Source organism: Streptomyces sp. NPDC006174, assembly GCF_040614075.1.
Classification (GTDB): Bacteria; Actinomycetota; Actinomycetes; order Streptomycetales; family Streptomycetaceae; genus Streptomyces.
In genome coordinates this window covers 123,814-139,960 of record NZ_JBEXTJ010000004.1, presented here as the reverse complement: position 1 = coordinate 139,960, position 16,147 = coordinate 123,814, and the positions used below count along the sequence as shown (strand labels likewise).

Genomic DNA, 16,147 nt, shown 5'->3' with positions numbered 1-16,147 from the left:
GTAATACGCTCAGGACACCGCCGCGGCCACCCGGCCGCCGGTCACCAAGTCGCGCAGCTCCGCGAACTCCTCCTCCACCGCCTCCGCCAGCCGGTCCAGGTCCCCGAGCGCCTTGCCGTCCGCCACCAGGCCGACATGGACGCGGCCGCCGTACGTCGACAGCGCGACGGCCAGCGACTGTCCTCGGGCCAGCGGGGCCATCGGGTACAGCGCGCTCAGCGGGCAGCCGCCGAGCGAGAGCGCGGAGCGCGGCAGCGGGACGCTGGTGACCAGCAGGTCGAAGAGCATCCGGGCGGCGTTGGCGGCCAGCGGCGCGCCGAACCGGTGGGCCAGCGGGTGGAGTTGGTCGGCGAGTACGGCGACGGCACCGGCGCCCTTCAGCGGTCCGGCCGCCTTGTTACGGTCCATCGCGGCCCGGACCGTCCGGAGCCGCTCGCGCGGGTCTGCCGCACCGACGGGCAGGTCGAGGAGGTAGGCGGAGAGCCGGTTGCCGCTCACCGCGCCGCTGGGCCTGCGCCGGGAGACGGGGACCAGGGCGCGCGGATCGGCGTCCGGGACCGCCTCGCCGCGTCCGGCCATCCAGCGGCGCAGGGCCCCGGCGACCACGGCGAGCAGGATGTCGTTGGCGGTGCCGCCCTCGGCCCGCCGGATCCGCTGGAGGGCCGTGGCGTCCAGGTCCGCGGTGGCCAGGCGCCGGGTGCCGCTGGAGGGTGCGGTGAAGGCGGTGGAGCGCAGGTCGAGACGGCCCGCCCGGACGACGGAGGCGCCCACGCCCAGCGCCCGGCCCACCTCGCCGATCCGGCCGAGCGCCATGCCGGCCATCTCGCGCGGGTCGGGCAGCCAGGAGCGGGGCGGCACGGCGGGACGGCCGCGCGCGCCGGACCGGACCGTGGTGGCGGCGATCTCGTCGAAGATCCCTGCGCCGATGGCGACCGCCCGCATCCCGTCGGCCAGCGCGTGGTGCAGCTTGACCAGCACGGCGAAGGGCCCGTCGGCGGCGCCGCCGATCAGGTACATCTGCCAGGGCGGCAGTCCGCGGCCGAGCGGCCGTTCCATCAGCTCACCGGCCAGCCGGGTGGCGCCCGCCATGAAGTCACCGCCGTCCACGGCGACGTGGCGGACATGCCGGTGCACGTCGAAGTCCTGGTCGACGGTCCAGGCCGCACCGCCGACCGGCAGCAGGACGTCCCGTACGCACATCCGCAGTCGCGGGATCGCGGCGGCCCGGGTGCGGAGGAGCTCCAGGATGTGGTCCGGGGTGGCGCCGGGCACCGGGTCGAAGACGGCGAGCGCGCCCAGGTGCATGGGGTGGGCTTCGGATTCGAGGTGCCAGAAGGCCAGATCGAGCGGGGCCAGAAGTTCGGTACCCAACAGAGGCCTCATGTCGTCGAGTGGAGGTGGAACGGCCGTATCGCCGCAGTCAATCGCTCGCGGTCGGTTACGGTCAAGTACAGACATATTACTTAACGTTACGAAACCATGCCCCCGCTCATCACGCCCGGTCCGGGATCAGGAACTCGCACCACACGCACTTGCCGCTGCCGCGCGACTCCACGCCCCAGACGTCGGCCAGCCGGTCCACCAGCATCAGCCCGCGCCCGGAGACCCCGTCGTCCCCGGCGTCCCGGCGGCGGGGCAGGGCGCTGGAGCGGTCCTCCACATCGACGCGCAGCCGCCGTTCGGATCCGGCCATCACGCGGATCGTCACCACGGCACCGCCGTCGGTGTGCATCAGCGCGTTGGTGATCAGCTCGTCGGCGGCCAGCTCGATCTCGTCCGCGCGCTCCTTGGCTCCCCAGGCACGCACCGCCGCCCGGATCATGTGCCGGGCCGAGCTGAGCGCCTCCGGGTCGTTCTGCGCGACGTGCTGCTGGAGCCGGCCGCCGGGCTGCGGCGCCTGGACGGCCCTGCGGCGGAGCAGCAGGAGCGCCACGTCGTCCTGGCCGCCGCGCACGTCGACGGCGTCGCAGAGGTCGTCGGCGAGCTTCTGGAGGTCCTGAGGCCCGTTGGAGACCAGAGTGGTCAGCAGCTGCATGCCCTCGTCGAGGTCGGAGCCGGGCAGCTCGACGAGGCCGTCGGTGAACAGGATCATCGTCTGGCCCGGGTCCAGTTCCGCCGTACCGACCGGGTACTCCAGCCGCCCGAACTCCGCGGAGAGGCCCAGCGGCAGCCCGCCCTCGGCCGGCATCCGGCGGCAGCTGCCGTCCACGTCCCGTACCAGCGGGTCGACATGGCCGGCGCGGACCACCTGGACGACCCCGGTGGTCAGGTCGACCTCGGCATAGGTGCAGGTGGCGAAGCGGTCGGTGTCCAGCTCATGGAGGAAGACGGAGGCGCGGGCCATGACGGTGGCGGGGCTGTGGCCCTCGGCGGCGTAGGCGCGCAGCACGATCCGCAGCTGTCCCATGACGGCGGCGGCGTGCGTGTCATGGCCCTGTACGTCTCCGATGACGGCGCCGACCCGGCCGCCGGGCAGCGGGATCAGGTCGTACCAGTCGCCGCCGATGTCCCGGCCGAGCCGGGCCGAGCGGTAGCGGACGGCCACCTGCGCGCCGGGGACGGCGGGGATCCGGCGCGGCAGCATCGCCTGCTGGAGGCCTTCGGCGAGGTCGTGCTCCTGCTCGTAGAGCATCGCGCGCTGCAGGCTCTGCGCGATCGAGGTGCCGAGCGCCATGAGCAGGTTGCGCTCGTCCGGGGTGAAGCCCGCCTTGTCGCGGTAGAGCAGGCCGAGTGCGCCGATCGGGCGGGCCTGCGCGATCAGCGGCATATAGGCGGCCGAGGTGATCCCGAGGTGGCTGATGTCGGGCCAGAGGATCGGATAGGAGGAGGCGAAGTCCTCGGCGGACTCGATGAAGCGCGGCGCGAGCGTGCGGACGACCTCACTCATCGGGTACCGCTCGTCCACCCGGGTGAACCGGGTGCCCGGGACGTACGCGCCTTCGGGTCCGTCGGCCACGAGGTGGATACGGCCGGACTCCAGCAGCCCCATGACCAGGCTGGTGGCGCCGAGGTGGGCGAGGCCCTGGGAGTCCTTGAGGACGGCGATGACGTCCTTGACCGTACGGGCATGGGCCAGGGCAGCCGTGGTGCCTTCCACCAGGCTGGTGCGCCGGCGCCGCTCCAGGTCCAGCTCCTGCCGGGCGGAGGAGTCGGCCAGCTCGTCGGTGGCGTCGCGGACGATGCCGATGATGCGGCGCGGACGGCCCGTCCCGTCCCGGCGGACGAAGCCCTGGGTATGGGTCCAGCGCAGGGTGCCGTCGCCGCGCAGGATGCGGAAGTAGGCGCCGTAGTTGACGCGTCCGCTCTTGAGCGCCTGCGAGACCATCCCGTCCAGGCGCTGCGCCTCGTCGGTCGGCACGCGGTGGGCGAGGGAGGACGGGCGGTTGTCGTACTCCTGCGGGGTCAGCTCGAACACGTCGAGGGCGGCCTGGTCCATGTGCATGAGGCCGGTGTCCAGATCCCAGTCGAAGCTGCCCATACGGTTCAGGGCGAGGCTGAGGTCCGGGTGGGCGGGCCAGTCGTCCGGGAGTGACAGGGCACCCGCTACCCGATCATCCATGTGGGCCACTCTGCCACCATTTGTCCGATTCTTCGAGTGATCCGTTACGGCGGCCGGAGCGGTCGCCACACGGGCTGGAGGAGGTCCGGGCGCGGCCGGTCAGCCGGCGAACGGCTCGGGAACGCCGGAGTCCATCGGCTCGTCGAACTCGTCCGGCTCGTCCGGGAAGACCTGGGTCGGCTCGGGCACCACGCCGAACTCGTCCTCCTCCATCTCCCAGGGCTCGTCGGTCGGCATGCCGTCGAAGTCGTCCGGCGGCTCGGTGCCGGGGTCGGGGTCCATGGGCGGCGGGCAGCCGGGCGGCAGCTCGGCGGGGTCACCGAAGGGGTCGGGGCACTCCGTCTCCTCCGGTTCGGCGGGAGCGGGGGTCGACGGGGTGGACGGGGACGGTACGGGGTCGGAGGGGCGGTCCGGGGACGGGAAGAGCAGGTCCTCGCTCGGCTCGAAGGGCGGCGGGTCGTCCGGGGTCCGGTCGCGCTTTCCGTCGTCGCCGGCGGTCCGCTCGATCCAGGTGTTGTCGGCGGCGTTCACGATGATCAGGCTGCCGACCGGCTTCACGCCGGGGTCGACGGCCAGGATCCGCGCGGGGTCGTATCCGGGCCAGCGCTCGCCGCGATGGGTGACCTGCCCCTTCGCGATCACCGGCCGGTCCAGCGGATTGCCGCCGGCGCAGCGGACCCGCGGCAGGCCCCGGCTGTCGACCAGGACGGCGGTGCCCGCCTGGAGCACGGCCTGGAAGGCGGTGGTGGAGCCGGCGCTGTAGCCGTGGTCGGTGACCTGGGTGTCGGCGCGCAGGGTCACCGGGGTGAGCGAGCGCAGGTAGCCCGGAATCTGGACGGCCTCGATGCCCGCCTCCTCCGCGAAGGCGCGCGCCTCGTCCTGGTCGGCGGTGAGCAGGCGGGCCTGCTGCTCGACATCGCAGGACGCCTCGGAGCGGACGCCGCCGTAGAGGCCGGGCACGGCGCCCGAGACGCGGTGGACCGTCCGGGTGGCGGAACCTTCGCTCTCCTGCGGCGAACGGGTGGCCGACGGCGAGGGCGCCGCTCGCGCGGTCGACTTCGTGAAGGGTCCGGGACCCGGCTCGGCGACCGGCTGGAGGAGGACGTCCTCCGCCTCCGCGGTGCCGGTGGTGCCCTTCGTGGTGCGGTCGGCGGCGCTGTCGCAGCCGGCGACGGCGAGCAGGATCCCGGCGGACAGCGCGGCTAGCGCCGCACACCGGAAACGTCTGGGTGAGCGCACAGAGCTCTCCTGCCTGTCCATGACGAATGTCCCTGACGAACGGATGGATCCGTCACCATCTGTGCCGCACCGGACGACGGCCCGCAAGCGGACAGGGCCACGACACAGCCGTCTTGAACGCGTTCAAGAAAACCTCTACTCTCACCTCAGGCATTGAACGCGTTCACATACGGGGGTGTGGCCATGACCGTCCTGGTCAACGTGATCGTGATGCTGGGCATGCTCCTGGTCGTCCCGGCCGGGCTGCGGCTGACCGGGCTGCCGGAGCTGGACCGGATCCGGAGGCTCTGGCCGCTCTTCGCGGTGCCCGGCGCGGTGGCCCTATGGCTGCCGCGTGGCCCTACCGCCATCGCGTTCGCCTTGTGCTACGCAATGGGCACCGTTCTCCTCGCGCTGCACGGCGTCCGCCGCGCGGTCCGCGACCGGGACCTCTCGCCTGCCGGAATCGCGCTGCTCACCGCACTCGTCACTCCGGCCGTCGCCGCGCTCGCGCTGGTCGCGGAGCGGTGGGGACACGAGCTGTTCGGCTTCGAGCTGGAGATCCTGGCCCTGACCGTGCCGCACTTCCACTTCGCCGGTTTCGCGGCGGCACTGGTGGCCGGGCTGGTCTGCCGGGTCGCCGGGGATCCGGCGGGCCGGTTCGCCGCGCTCAGCGTGCCGCTGGGCACGCTGCTCGTCCTCGTCGGCTACTTCATCGGCGACTGGGCCGAACTGGCCGGTGCCGTGGTGCTGACGGCGGGCATGTGGGCCGTCGGCCTGCTCACCTGGCGCCTGGGCCGCGAGGAAGGCCGGGACAGGACGACGCGGCTGCTGCTCCTCACCTCCGCCGCCGTCCTGGTCGCCACCATGCTGCTCGCGCTGAGCTGGGCGGTCGGCGAGGCAACCGGACTGCCCCATCCCACCCTGACCTGGATGGCCGCCACCCATGGCCTCGGCAACGCACTGGGCTTCGCCCTCTGCTCGCTCCTCGCCTGGCAGCGCCTCCGCACCACCGCCCACTCGGAAAGCAGGACCGCATGAGCACGCTCACCTACACCGAGGTCGGCGCCACCCGCCTCGGCCCGCTCCCCAAGGGCTACCACCACCTCCACCACCGCACTCGGGTCGGCCAGGGCGCCGACGACTTCGCGGCGGCGGGCGCGGCGGTGACCGAGTGGCGGATGCACCGGGCCTCGGGTACCCGGGTCAAGTCGTCCGCTCCACGGGCGGAGCCCGGCTCCACCGTCACGATGGCGCTCGGCGTGGGCCCGCTACGGCTGGCCGCCACCTGCGAGGTGATCTGGACGACGTACGGAGAGGAGGGCCGTACCGGATTCGGTTACGGCACCCTCGCCGGGCACCCGGAGATCGGCGAGGAGTGCTTCGTGGTCGACCTGGCGGACGACGGCTCGGTCTGGTTCACGGTCATGGCCTTCTCCCGTCCCGGCGTCTGGTACGCACGCCTCGCCGGACCGATCGTGCCCCGCGTGCAGCTCTGGTACGCGCGCCGGCTGGGCCGGACGCTGCGGCGGCTGGTCGCGGCGGGCTGAAGGCGGCCGCCGGGCCGATACTGGCAGGGATGGAGTGGTTCTCCGCCGACGGCTACGGGCTGAGCAGGCTGATCTTCCAGCGGACGCTGGCCGTGATCTACCTGGTCGCCTTCCTCTCCGCCGCCCTCCAGTTCCGCGCGCTGATCGGCGAGCGCGGCATCCTGCCCGTACCGGACCTGCTCCGGCGCACACCGTGGAAGGCGGCGCCGGGGCTGTTCCGGCTGCACTGGTCCGACCGGTTCTTCGCGGCCGTCGCCTGGACCGGCTGCGCGGTCTCGGTGGCCCTGATCGCCGGGCTGGACGGCCACCTTCCGCTCTGGGGCGGGATGCTGCTGTGGGCGCTGCCGTGGGTGCTCTACCTGTCGATCGTCCAGGTCGGACAGGTCTGGTACGGGTTCGGCTGGGAGTCGCTGCTCCTGGAGACCGGGTTCCTCGCCATCTTTCTCGGTACGGGCGACACCGCGCCGCCCGTGCTGGTGCTCTGGCTGCTGCGGTGGCTGCTGTTCCGGCTGGAATTCGGCGCCGGACTCATCAAGCTGCGCGGCGATGAGTGCTGGCGGAAGCTGACCTGTCTGGATTTCCACCACGAGACGCAGCCGATGCCGGGGCCGCTCAGCTGGTTCTTCCACCATCTGCCGCGGCCGGTCCACCGGATCGAGGTGGCCGCCAGCCACGTCACCCAGCTGCTCGTCCCGTTCCTGCTGTTCACGCCGCAGCCGGTGGCGAGCGCGGCCGCCGGTCTGCTGGTCCTCACACAGCTCTGGCTCGTCGCGTCGGGCAATTTCGCCTGGCTGAACTGGCTCACCATCGCGCTGACGCTCTCGGTGATCGACTGGACCCCGCTCGCCGGACAGCCGCCCGGCCTGGCCGCGCCGCCGCTCTGGTACGAGGTGGTGGTCATCGCGGTGACCGTGCTGGTCCTGGCGCTCAGCTACCGGCCCGCGCGCAATCTGCTCTCGCGCCGCCAGGTGATGAACCGGTCCTTCGACCCGCTGCACCTCGTGAACACCTACGGGGCGTTCGGATCCATCAGCAGAATGCGGCTGGAAGTCGTGGTGGAGGGCACCGCCGATCCGGTCGCGGACGAGGACGCCGACTGGCGGGAGTACGAATTCCGCGGCAAACCGGGCGATGTACGGCGGCTGCCGCGCCTGTTCGCTCCGTACCACCTGCGGCTGGACTGGATGATGTGGTTCGCCGCGCTCTCACCGGCGTGGGAATTCATGCGGCCCGTCTCCCGGCCGCTTCCGCCGGAGCGGGAGGGCCGGGAGACGGGCCGTGGGACGTGATCCGCGCCGGAGCGGTCAGTCGATGCCGGGCAGGATGTGCGGCTCGGCGAGGTCGTCCTCGTAGCCGGCCAGCCGGATCGGTGCGGACCTGGCCCACACCTCGATGTTCCGGAGCTTCTCGGGCCGGGCGGTCCGCTCCCCGTACCGTTCGGCGGGTCGCTTCTCGCGCATCGTCAGTTCTGGTGTCGTCACCGCGCACTCCTCTGTGTCGCGTCACCCGGGGCATGGCCGACGCGCCGGCTGCGACGCCGGTGATCGACCGCCCCGGAGTGGGGCAGGGGCTTGGAACATGTCGGTCGCGGTGGCGCCGTGTCGGGGCGGGACGGCGGTCGGGTTGCAGACCTGTCCCGGGACGGTCGGAGAACCTTCGTGGGCTCCTCGATGGCGTCCGTTCGCCTCAGAGTAACCAAATGAGCGGCTCCGCGCTCGATAGAACGTGTGCAGTGGGTCACTTTCGGCCACGGCGGACAGCGAAAACCCGGCCCAGGATCCATCCTGGGCCGGGTCTGCGGCCACCGCACGGAAGGTGCGGTTCCGGTTGAGCCGGTCGGGTCACGCCGACCGGGGCCGCGCTACCAGTTGGCGGGGGCGTAGTCCTTGAGGAAGCAGCCGTAGAGCGGCTCGCCGCCTTCGCCGCGCACGATCGGGTCGTAGACGCGGGCCGCGCCGTCGACGAGGTCCAGCGGGGCGTGGAAGCCCTCCTCGGCGAGCCGCATCTTGTCCGGGTGCGGCCGCTCGTCGGTGATCCAGCCGGTGTCCACGGCCGTCATCAGGATGCCGTCCTTCTCGAACATCTCCTGGGCGCTGGTGCGCGTGAGCATGTTGAGCGCGGCCTTGGCCATGTTGGTGTGCGGGTGGCCCGCGCCCTTGTAGCCCCGGCTGAAGACGCCCTCCATGGCGGAGACGTTGACCACGTAGGAGTGCTGGGCGGCGGTGGCGGCCATCGCTGGGCGGAGCCGGCTGATCAGGATGAACGGCGCGGTGGAGTTGCAGAGCTGGACTTCGAGGAGCTCGATCGGCTCGACGTCCTCGACCGTCTGGACCCAGCTGTTGGTGTCGTGCAGGTCGGGGACGAGCCCGCCCGCGTCGATCGCGGTGCCCGCGGCGATCCGGGCCGGGGAGGCGGAGCCGGTGACCAGGGCGAGGCCGGTGACCTCCTGGGCCGTGAGGCCCTCCTTGCGGGCGGCGGGCAGGGCCGCCACGCGGTCGACCGTGCCGCTGTTGAAGGTGCCGATGACCTCGGCGGCGGGCAGTGCGCCGGCGGGCAGCGGAGCGGACTCGGCGGAGACCAGCTCGCTGTAGGCGCCCGGTGAGCGGCGGACGGTCTGGGCCGCGTTGTTGATCAGGATGTCGAGCGGGCCCTCGGCGGCGACGGAGTCGGCCAGCGCGACGACCTGGGCCGGGTCGCGGAGGTCGATGCCGACGATCTTCAGCCGGTGGATCCACTCGTCGCTGTCCTCCATCGCCTTGAAGCGGCGGATCGCGTCGTTGGGGAAGCGGGTGGTGATGGTGGTGTGGGCGCCGTCGCGCAGCAGCCGCAGCGCGATGTACATGCCGATCTTGGCCCGGCCGCCGGTGAGGAGCGCCCGGCGCCCGGTGAGGTCGGTGCGGGCGTCGCGGCGGGCGCGGTTCTCGTTGGCGCAGGGCCGGCAGAGCTGGTGGTAGAACGCGTCCACCTCGACGTACCGCGTCTTGCAGATGTAGCAGGAGCGGGGCCGTTGGAGGATGCCCGCGATCTCGGCCTGGGCGGTGGAGGACGGCAGGACGCCCTGGGTCTCGTCGTCGATGCGCTCGGCCGAGCCGGTGGCGGTCGCCTCGGTGACGGTCCGGTCGTGGGCGGTCTTGGCGGCCCGGCGCTCCTGGCGGCGGCGCTGCTTCACGGTGCGGTAGATCCCGGCGGTGGCCCGGCGGACGACGATCGCGTCCGGGTGGTCCACCTCGATGCCGTCGAGCTCGTCGAGCACGCTCAGGCAGACGGCCAGCCGCTCCGGGTCGATGCCGGGACCGAACTCGTCGATTCCGGGAGCGAGCTCCGGGCTGTCCTCTGTCACCGTCATTGCCGTTCCTCTGTCATCCTCATCGCCGCGGGTCAGGGGTCACCGCAGGCCGAAACACCCCGATCAAGTCTGCCATGCGCGCGAGGCTGCTCCGTTCGGGTGGGCACCGGCCCGGACAGGGGCTTGCGGGAGGGCCGGCGAGGGGCCGGAAAAACTTTCTTGAAAAGGCAGGCATGACTTCGGAACGACCGGGAAGGCGACCGTCCGACACATTGGGTGACAGGGAGGGTGACACCATGACGGCGATGTCTGTGCGAGCCACCGGAGCGACGGCGCCTCTGAGCGACGACCTGGCCGGCACGCGGAGCGACGTCGGCGCCGAGGAGCTTCCCTGGGTGGAGGACGCCGGAAAGGTCGCCCCCAAGGACGCGCGGGCCCTCTCCAAGGTGTTCTTCGACCGCCTCCAGGTCCTGGAGGAAGGCACGCACGAGTACCAGTACGCGCGCAACACGCTGATCGAGATGAACCTCTCGCTGGTCCGGTTCGCGGCCAACCGCTTCCGCAACCGCGGCGGCGACGACACCGAGGACATCATCCAGGTCGGCACGATCGGGCTGATCAAGGCGATCGACCGCTTCGACCTCTCGCGCGAGGTGGAGTTCGCCACCTTCGCCGTCCCGTACATCGTCGGCGAGATCAAGCGGTTCTTCCGGGACACCACCTGGTCCGTGCATGTGCCGCGCCGCCTCCAGGAGCTGCGGGTCGACCTCGCCAAGGCGAAGGAGCAGCTCTCCGCCGAGCTGGACCGCGACCCCACGGTCAGGGAGCTCGCCGCCCACCTGGACCTGCCCGAGGAGGAGATCATCGAGGGCCTCGTGGCCGCCAACGGCTACTCCGCGGGCTCGCTCGACACTCCTTCGGCCGACAGCGACTCCGGCCAGGAGCAGCGGGCGTACGCCGATGTGCTCGGCGAGGCGGACCCCGGCATGGAGACCGTCGAGAACCTCCACACCCTGGCGCCGCTGCTGGAGCAGCTGGACGACCGGGAGCGCCGGATCGTGCAGATGCGGTTCGGGGCCGAGATGACGCAGGCGCAGATCGGTGCGGAGCTGGGTGTCTCCCAGATGCACGTGTCGCGGCTGCTGACCCGGATCGTCAAGCAACTGCGTAAGGGCATGAGCATCGAGGCGTGAGTCCGCTCACGTCCTGAACGATCGGGGTCTGCCCCGGTTCCGCCGTCAGTCCGGTCGGGCACCCTTCAGGGTGCCCGACCGCTTCCTGTCAGAGGGCGGCCCGTGGCGCCTGCCGGGGCCGCCGATCACATATGCTTCCCGACGATCGGCCAGATGGGCTGAGCTGTTCGTGTGTGGGGGTGGAGGGGTTGGCCGAGTCACCCATGGGCATGTCTCTGAAACCTGTGGGCACCGTCGACATCCCCGCGCAGCAGGAGATCACCGGCGACTTCTCCCCCTCCGCCCTCCTGTGGAACGTCGACGCCGCCATCCTCCTGGTGGAGGACGACGCGGGTGACGCGCTGCTGGTCGAGGAGATGCTCACGGACAGCGAGCTGGACTCCGCGCTCACCTGGCGCAAGACCCTCGCCGAGGCCCGCGCCTTCCTGCGTACGTGTGCCACTCGGGTCTGCGTCCTGCTGGACCTGCACCTCCCGGACGTCCACGGCCTCGACGCCGTACGCCAGATCCTGGAGTCCGACAGCGACGCCGCCATCGTCGTCCTCACCGGACTCGACGAATCGGGCACCGGGCTACGCGCGGTCGCCGGAGGCGCGCAGGACTACCTGGTCAAGGGCCGGCTGGACCCGGAGGTGCTGTCGCGGGCGATCCGCTACGCACTCCAGCGCAAGGAAGTGGAACGGGCGGCGGCCGCGCTGCGGTCCAACCAGCTGATCGCCCAGGAGAACGCCCGCCTGGAGCGCGGCCTGCTGCCTGTGCCGCTGCTGCGGGACGACCGGTTCCAGGCGCGCGCCCGGTACGAGCCGGGGCGCGTGCACGGGCTGTTGAGCGGTGACTTCTACGACGTCGTGCAGACCACCGACGGCGCGGTGCACGCGGTGATCGGTGATGTCTCGGGGCACGGCGCGGCGGAGGCCGCGCTCGGGGTCTGCCTCCGGGTGGCGTGGCGGACCGCCGTGCTGTGCGGCACCTCGCACCTGGAGCAGATCGAGCTGCTGGAGGAGATCCTGGTCGCCGAGCGCTCGGACTCGCACGTCTTCGCCACGATGACCTCGCTGGCCTTCGCGCCCGACGGCCGGAGCGTGCAGATCGTGCGCGCCGGCCACCCCGGTCTGCTGCTGCGCCGGGGCGAGGCGGTCCACTGGGTGGAGCCGGAGGGCGGTATGGCGCTCGGGCTGCTGCCCGGGGTCGGCCGCTGGCCGACGGTCGACCTGCCGCTGGAACCCGGTGACGGTCTCGTGCTCTTCACCGACGGACTCTTCGAGGGGCGCGACGGCCCGGACAGCCGCCTCGGTGAGGAAGGGCTGCTGGAGCTGGCCCGGGCCCACGCACATCTGCCGGGCCGCGGCTTCATCGACGCGCTGGTGGCCGGAGCCACCGAGGGAGCCGCCCCCTACGGCGGTCTGGCGGACGATGTGGCCGTCCTGCATCTGGGCTGGGGATCGGAATCATGAGTACGGAAAAGTCGGCGCGTACGGACGCGGGAACGGTTCCGTCATCCGCCGGCGCGCCCGCACGGCTCTCGGTGCAGAACTGGGTGCACCTGCTTCTCGCCGGGTTCATCGTGGTGGTCTGCGGCTGCCTGGTGATCGGCGGGCTCGTGCTGGCCCGGATGTCGGATCACACCACCGATCTGGTCGACCGAATACAGCCCGCCCGCTCGACCTCCTTCCAGCTGCAGAACGCGCTGCTGGACCAGGAGACCGGGGTGCGCGGTTTCGCTCTGACGGGCGACGACTCGTTCCTTGAACCGTACGAGGCGGGCAAGGCCGCCGAACGGGAGCGGCTGGCCCGGGCCCGGCAGCTGATCGGCGGGCAGAAGCAGTTCGCCGAGGATCTCGACGCCATCGAGACCGCCGCGCGGCAGTGGCGCGAGAAGAAGGCCGAGCCGCTGCTGCGGCTGGTCCGGGAGCAGGGACCGAGCGAGGCCGGCGCCTCGACGCAGCTGCAGAGCAGCAAGGAGGACTTCGACACGCTGCGGCAGGCCTACGGCGCCCAGCAGACCCACCTGTCCGAGGCCCGGGACACCGTACGGGCCGAGCTGAACGACGCACGCACCCTCCGCGACCAGGTGCTGTTCGCGCTCGTCGCCGTCTTCGTCCTGACCGTGGTGGCGCTCAGCGTGCTGCTCCACCGGGTGGTGGGCGTTCCGCTGAACGACCTGCGCGCCGCGTCCGAGCGCGTCCGCTCGGGCGCCTTCGGCCAGCGGATCGAGGTCAAGGGGCCCTCCGACGTCCAGGCCGTGGCCGGGGCCGTCGAGGACATGCGGCGGCGGCTGGTCGACGAACTGGACGCGACGCAGAGCCGCGAGACCCTGCTCGCGGAGCAGACGGAGGAGCTGCGCCGCTCCAACTCCGAGCTGGAGCAGTTCGCGTACGTCGCCTCGCACGACCTCCAGGAGCCGCTGCGGAAGGTCGCCTCCTTCTGCCAGCTCCTAGAGAAGCGGTACGGCAAGGAGCTGGACGACCGCGGCAAGCAGTACATCGCCTTCGCGGTGGACGGCGCCAAGCGGATGCAGGTCCTCATCAACGACCTGCTGACCTTCTCGCGGGTGGGCCGGGTCCACGAGGGCTGGAAGCCGGTCGATCTGGGCCGGTCCCTGGACCGCGCGCTGGGCAACCTGACCGTGGCGATCGAGGAGTCCGGGGCGGTGGTTGAACATCCCGAGGAGCTGCCCGAACTGCTGGGCGACAGCACGGCGCTCACGATGGTCTGGCAGAACCTCATCGGCAACGCGGTCAAGTTCCGCCGGGCGGACGTGGAGTGCCGGATCACCGTCACGTGCGTACGCGAGGACGAGAGCTGGCAGCTGACCGTCTCGGACAACGGGATCGGGATCGCGCCGGAGTTCGCGGACAAGGTCTTCGTGATCTTCCAGAGGCTGCACGCGCGCGACGAGTACGAGGGCACGGGCATCGGTCTGGCGCTCTGCCGGAAGATCATCGAGTTCCACGGTGGCCGGATCTGGCTGGACGCCGAACCGGGCGAAGGCACCCGCATACACTTCACTCTGCCTGCCCAGCCGGAGGCGCCTCAGCACACCACGGCGGAGCTCCTCGCTCCGGCCCTGACCGTCAGCCAGCCGGGAGACACTTCGTGACCAGTTCCGTACAACCGATCGAGGTTCTCCTGGTCGAGGACGATCCCGGCGACGAGCTCATGACCCGTGAGGCGTTCGAGGACAACAAGATCCGCAACACCCTGCACGTCGTGCGCGACGGCCAGGAGGCGCTGGACTTTCTCTACCGGCGCGGCGAGTACACCGACGCGCCCCGTCCCGACCTGGTGCTCCTCGACCTGAACCTGCCCAAGTACGACGGCCGGCAGGTCCTGGAGCAGATCAAGGGCGACCCCGAGCTGTCGCTCATCCCCGTGGTCGTCCTCACCACCTCCTCGGCCGAGGAGGACATCCTGCGCAGCTACAAGCTGCACGCCAACGCGTACGTGACCAAGCCGGTGGACCTGGACCAGTTCATCGCGGCGGTACGTCAGATCGACGAATTCTTCGTGACCGTGGTGCGGCTGCCCGGTCGTGCGTAGGATCGATCCGGATCGCCTGGAGTGGGATCCCTGGACGCGGGTAGACGAATGGCGGAATAGGGTCTGCGACCTTACTGCGGCGCCTGGCTGGAGCACATGAACAAAGAGGTCACCTCACCACCGGAAGACCCCGACCAGGGTCTGCGGTCCCCGGAGGTACTGCTCAGCGCCGAGGTCTTCGACGGCGAGCCTGGCTGCATCGCGCTCGCGCGCGCCCTGGCGGACCGTTTCCTCACCCGGCTCGCGGTGGAGTGCCTGGCCCCCATCGGCGAGCACACCCGCAGCGATCTGATGCTGGCCGTCAGCGAGCTGGTCACCAACGCCGACCGCTACAGCCACGGTCCGTACCTCCTGGAGCTGGAGGGGAACGCGCAGACCATGAGCGTCACGGTGTACGACAGCAGTACGGCGATGCCCGTGCTGTACGGCCCCGACCCCTCGCGGCTGGGCGGACACGGCATGGAGATCGTCGTGGCCCTGTGCGACCGGCTCACGGCCGAGCGGGTGCCGGTGGGCAAGCGGATCCGCGCGGAGTTCCAGCTCTCCATCTGAAGCAGACACAACGACGCCCCCGGGACGCGCGATGCGTCCCGGGGGCATCGTGTTCCGGTTCAGCCGGTCTTCTCGTCCTGGCGGCCGAACCAGTCCAGGCAGACCACCAGCGCGTCGTCGAGGTTCTCCGTGACGCGGTACTCGGCCAGTTCGCCGAGGACGGCGCCCGGGACGGTGGCCGCCGGCAGCAGCCGCGTCGACTGGATGGACCGGGCCAGCGCCCTCTCCCCGTACGACTCCCCCGCCGGCGACACCGCCTCGTAGACGCCGTCGCTGAGCAGCAGCAGCCGGTCGCCGGGCTCCACGTGGAACTCCTGGACCGTGTAGTGCGACTCCTCGAACATGCCGAGCGGGAGCTGGGCCTCCAGCTCCATGCGCCGGACCGTGCGGCCGCGCTGGATCCACAGCTGCGGCGATCCGGCGTCCACGACGCCGACCCGGCCGGTCGCCAGCTCGAAGCGGAGCAGCAGCGTGGAGACGTGGGAGGCGCCGCGGTGCTGGTCGTAGAGCGCCTGGTCGGCGAGGGCCGCCTGGTCCGCGATGCCGATGCCGGCCCGGCGGGCGTTACGCAGGGCGTTCACCGCGAGGTTGGTCAGCAGCGAGGCCTGTATGCCCTCGCCCATACCGTTGGTCACCGCGAGGGTCAGTTCCTCGGCGTCGGCGGCCCAGTCGAAGTTGTCGCCGTGGATGGAGTACGCCGGCTCCAGCTGGGCGCCGATGGCGAACTCGGCGGCGGTGCAGGACCGGGCGGGCAGCAGCTGCCACTGCATCTCGGCGGCGAGAGTGAGCCGGGTGGTGCGCCGGGCGCGCTGGTAGATGTCGGTGTCCCGTTCGGCGACCAGGATCTCGTGGCCCAGCAGATCGGCCACATACGTCAGCTCGCCCACCATGTCCGGCGTCGACCGCGCCGCGGGGAGCCGGACGGTGAGGATGCCGAGGCGTTCGCCGCGTACGGTCACCGGGAGGTAGTGGTCGACCGCGTCGCCGTGTCCGACCTGCTCGCGCGGCTCCTGGCTGCCGAAGGCCCGGCCCTCAGGGCTGTTGTGCAGCGAGAGCGGCTCCTCCTCGCCGTCCGGCCGGTCCAGGCGCTTGAGAACGCGCAGACCGTAGTCGGCCAGGTGCAGATCCACCGCGAGTGCTCCGTGGACCTCGGCCAGCATGGTGCGCAGCGTCGCCAGCAGGGCATGCGGAGGGGCGGCCCTGACGGCGCTCTCGATGTCCGGTCTTCTGTTCACGGTCTCTCGTGCAT

14 protein-coding genes are annotated in these 16,147 nt (G+C 71.4%); 8 read left to right on the top strand and 6 right to left on the bottom strand.

Translation table 11 applies throughout. The features are described 5' to 3' along the window. Positions 1-9 precede the first annotated feature (9 nt). From ABZ267_RS10585 to ABZ267_RS10575, 3 genes are all read right to left on the bottom strand, one after another. Positions 10-1,371: a wax ester/triacylglycerol synthase family O-acyltransferase gene (locus tag ABZ267_RS10585; protein WP_356753699.1), complete on the bottom strand. Its 1,362-nt coding sequence runs from the start codon at positions 1,369-1,371 to the stop codon at positions 10-12. Positions 1,372-1,492: 121 nt separating this feature from the next. Further along, a complete protein-coding gene (locus ABZ267_RS10580) occupies positions 1,493-3,559 on the bottom strand; it encodes a SpoIIE family protein phosphatase (protein WP_356753613.1) in 2,067 nt (688 codons plus the stop codon). Between the two features lie 99 nt (positions 3,560-3,658). After that, entirely contained in the window at positions 3,659-4,798 is a 1,140-nt protein-coding gene (locus tag ABZ267_RS10575) for a DUF6777 domain-containing protein (RefSeq protein WP_356753611.1), read from the bottom strand. A 183-nt stretch (positions 4,799-4,981) separates the two neighbouring features. On the opposite strand from ABZ267_RS10575, the gene ABZ267_RS10570 reads away from it, so the two are divergent. The 3 genes from ABZ267_RS10570 to ABZ267_RS10560 are packed head-to-tail and all read left to right on the top strand — an operon-like array spanning position 4,982 to position 7,616. Next, positions 4,982-5,818, top strand: a complete 837-nt coding sequence (locus ABZ267_RS10570; RefSeq protein WP_356753609.1) for a YndJ family protein — start codon at positions 4,982-4,984, stop codon at positions 5,816-5,818. Further along, positions 5,815-6,327 (top strand): DUF1990 domain-containing protein, encoded by a 513-nt coding sequence (locus tag ABZ267_RS10565; protein WP_356753607.1) that lies wholly within the window; start codon positions 5,815-5,817, stop codon positions 6,325-6,327. Before ABZ267_RS10570 ends, ABZ267_RS10565 begins: the two co-directional genes overlap by 4 nt. Positions 6,328-6,356: 29 nt before the next feature. Beyond that, positions 6,357-7,616 (top strand): lipase maturation factor family protein, encoded by a 1,260-nt coding sequence (locus ABZ267_RS10560; RefSeq protein ID WP_356753605.1) that lies wholly within the window; start codon positions 6,357-6,359, stop codon positions 7,614-7,616. A 15-nt stretch (positions 7,617-7,631) separates the two neighbouring features. On the opposite strand, the gene ABZ267_RS10555 is transcribed toward ABZ267_RS10560, so the two are convergent. Together ABZ267_RS10555 and ABZ267_RS10550 are read right to left on the bottom strand one after the other, a co-directional pair. Continuing rightward, the gene (locus tag ABZ267_RS10555) at positions 7,632-7,808 is read right to left on the bottom strand and encodes a hypothetical protein (RefSeq protein WP_015612873.1); all 177 of its coding nucleotides are present in this window, start codon (positions 7,806-7,808) and stop codon (positions 7,632-7,634) included. Positions 7,809-8,188: 380 nt separating this feature from the next. Then, positions 8,189-9,673 (bottom strand): SDR family NAD(P)-dependent oxidoreductase, encoded by a 1,485-nt coding sequence (locus ABZ267_RS10550; protein WP_356753603.1) that lies wholly within the window; start codon positions 9,671-9,673, stop codon positions 8,189-8,191. A gap of 236 nt (positions 9,674-9,909) precedes the next feature. Here ABZ267_RS10550 and ABZ267_RS10545 point away from each other — a divergent pair, with 236 nt between their 5' ends. From ABZ267_RS10545 to ABZ267_RS10525, 5 genes are all read left to right on the top strand, one after another. Next, positions 9,910-10,806: an RNA polymerase sigma factor SigF gene (locus tag ABZ267_RS10545; RefSeq protein WP_356753601.1), complete on the top strand. Its 897-nt coding sequence runs from the start codon at positions 9,910-9,912 to the stop codon at positions 10,804-10,806. A gap of 224 nt (positions 10,807-11,030) precedes the next feature. Continuing rightward, positions 11,031-12,260, top strand: coding sequence for a SpoIIE family protein phosphatase (locus tag ABZ267_RS10540; RefSeq protein ID WP_356753697.1), 1,230 nt, complete (start codon positions 11,031-11,033; stop codon positions 12,258-12,260). Beyond that, positions 12,257-13,906: an ATP-binding protein gene (locus ABZ267_RS10535; protein WP_356753599.1), complete on the top strand. Its 1,650-nt coding sequence runs from the start codon at positions 12,257-12,259 to the stop codon at positions 13,904-13,906. Before ABZ267_RS10540 ends, ABZ267_RS10535 begins: the two co-directional genes overlap by 4 nt. Continuing rightward, a complete protein-coding gene (locus ABZ267_RS10530) occupies positions 13,903-14,346 on the top strand; it encodes a response regulator (protein WP_356753598.1) in 444 nt (147 codons plus the stop codon). Before ABZ267_RS10535 ends, ABZ267_RS10530 begins: the two co-directional genes overlap by 4 nt. Positions 14,347-14,442: 96 nt before the next feature. After that, the gene (locus tag ABZ267_RS10525) at positions 14,443-14,898 is read left to right on the top strand and encodes an ATP-binding protein (RefSeq protein ID WP_356753596.1); all 456 of its coding nucleotides are present in this window, start codon (positions 14,443-14,445) and stop codon (positions 14,896-14,898) included. Between the two features lie 59 nt (positions 14,899-14,957). Here the strand turns inward: ABZ267_RS10525 and ABZ267_RS10520 are convergent, their stop codons facing one another. Next, positions 14,958-16,133, bottom strand: coding sequence for a PP2C family protein-serine/threonine phosphatase (locus tag ABZ267_RS10520; protein WP_356753594.1), 1,176 nt, complete (start codon positions 16,131-16,133; stop codon positions 14,958-14,960). Positions 16,134-16,147: the final 14 nt, after the last annotated feature.

Coding starts and splice junctions, on each gene's coding strand:
- ABZ267_RS10580 (WP_356753613.1), bottom strand. CDS start 3,559: ATGGATGATCGGGTAGCGGGTGCCCTGTCACTCCCGGACGACTGGCCC.
- ABZ267_RS10570 (WP_356753609.1), top strand. CDS start 4,982: ATGACCGTCCTGGTCAACGTGATCGTGATGCTGGGCATGCTCCTGGTC.
- ABZ267_RS10565 (WP_356753607.1), top strand. CDS start 5,815: ATGAGCACGCTCACCTACACCGAGGTCGGCGCCACCCGCCTCGGCCCG.
- ABZ267_RS10560 (WP_356753605.1), top strand. CDS start 6,357: ATGGAGTGGTTCTCCGCCGACGGCTACGGGCTGAGCAGGCTGATCTTC.
- ABZ267_RS10550 (WP_356753603.1), bottom strand. CDS start 9,673: ATGACGGTGACAGAGGACAGCCCGGAGCTCGCTCCCGGAATCGACGAG.
- ABZ267_RS10545 (WP_356753601.1), top strand. CDS start 9,910: ATGACGGCGATGTCTGTGCGAGCCACCGGAGCGACGGCGCCTCTGAGC.
- ABZ267_RS10535 (WP_356753599.1), top strand. CDS start 12,257: ATGAGTACGGAAAAGTCGGCGCGTACGGACGCGGGAACGGTTCCGTCA.
- ABZ267_RS10525 (WP_356753596.1), top strand. CDS start 14,443: ATGAACAAAGAGGTCACCTCACCACCGGAAGACCCCGACCAGGGTCTG.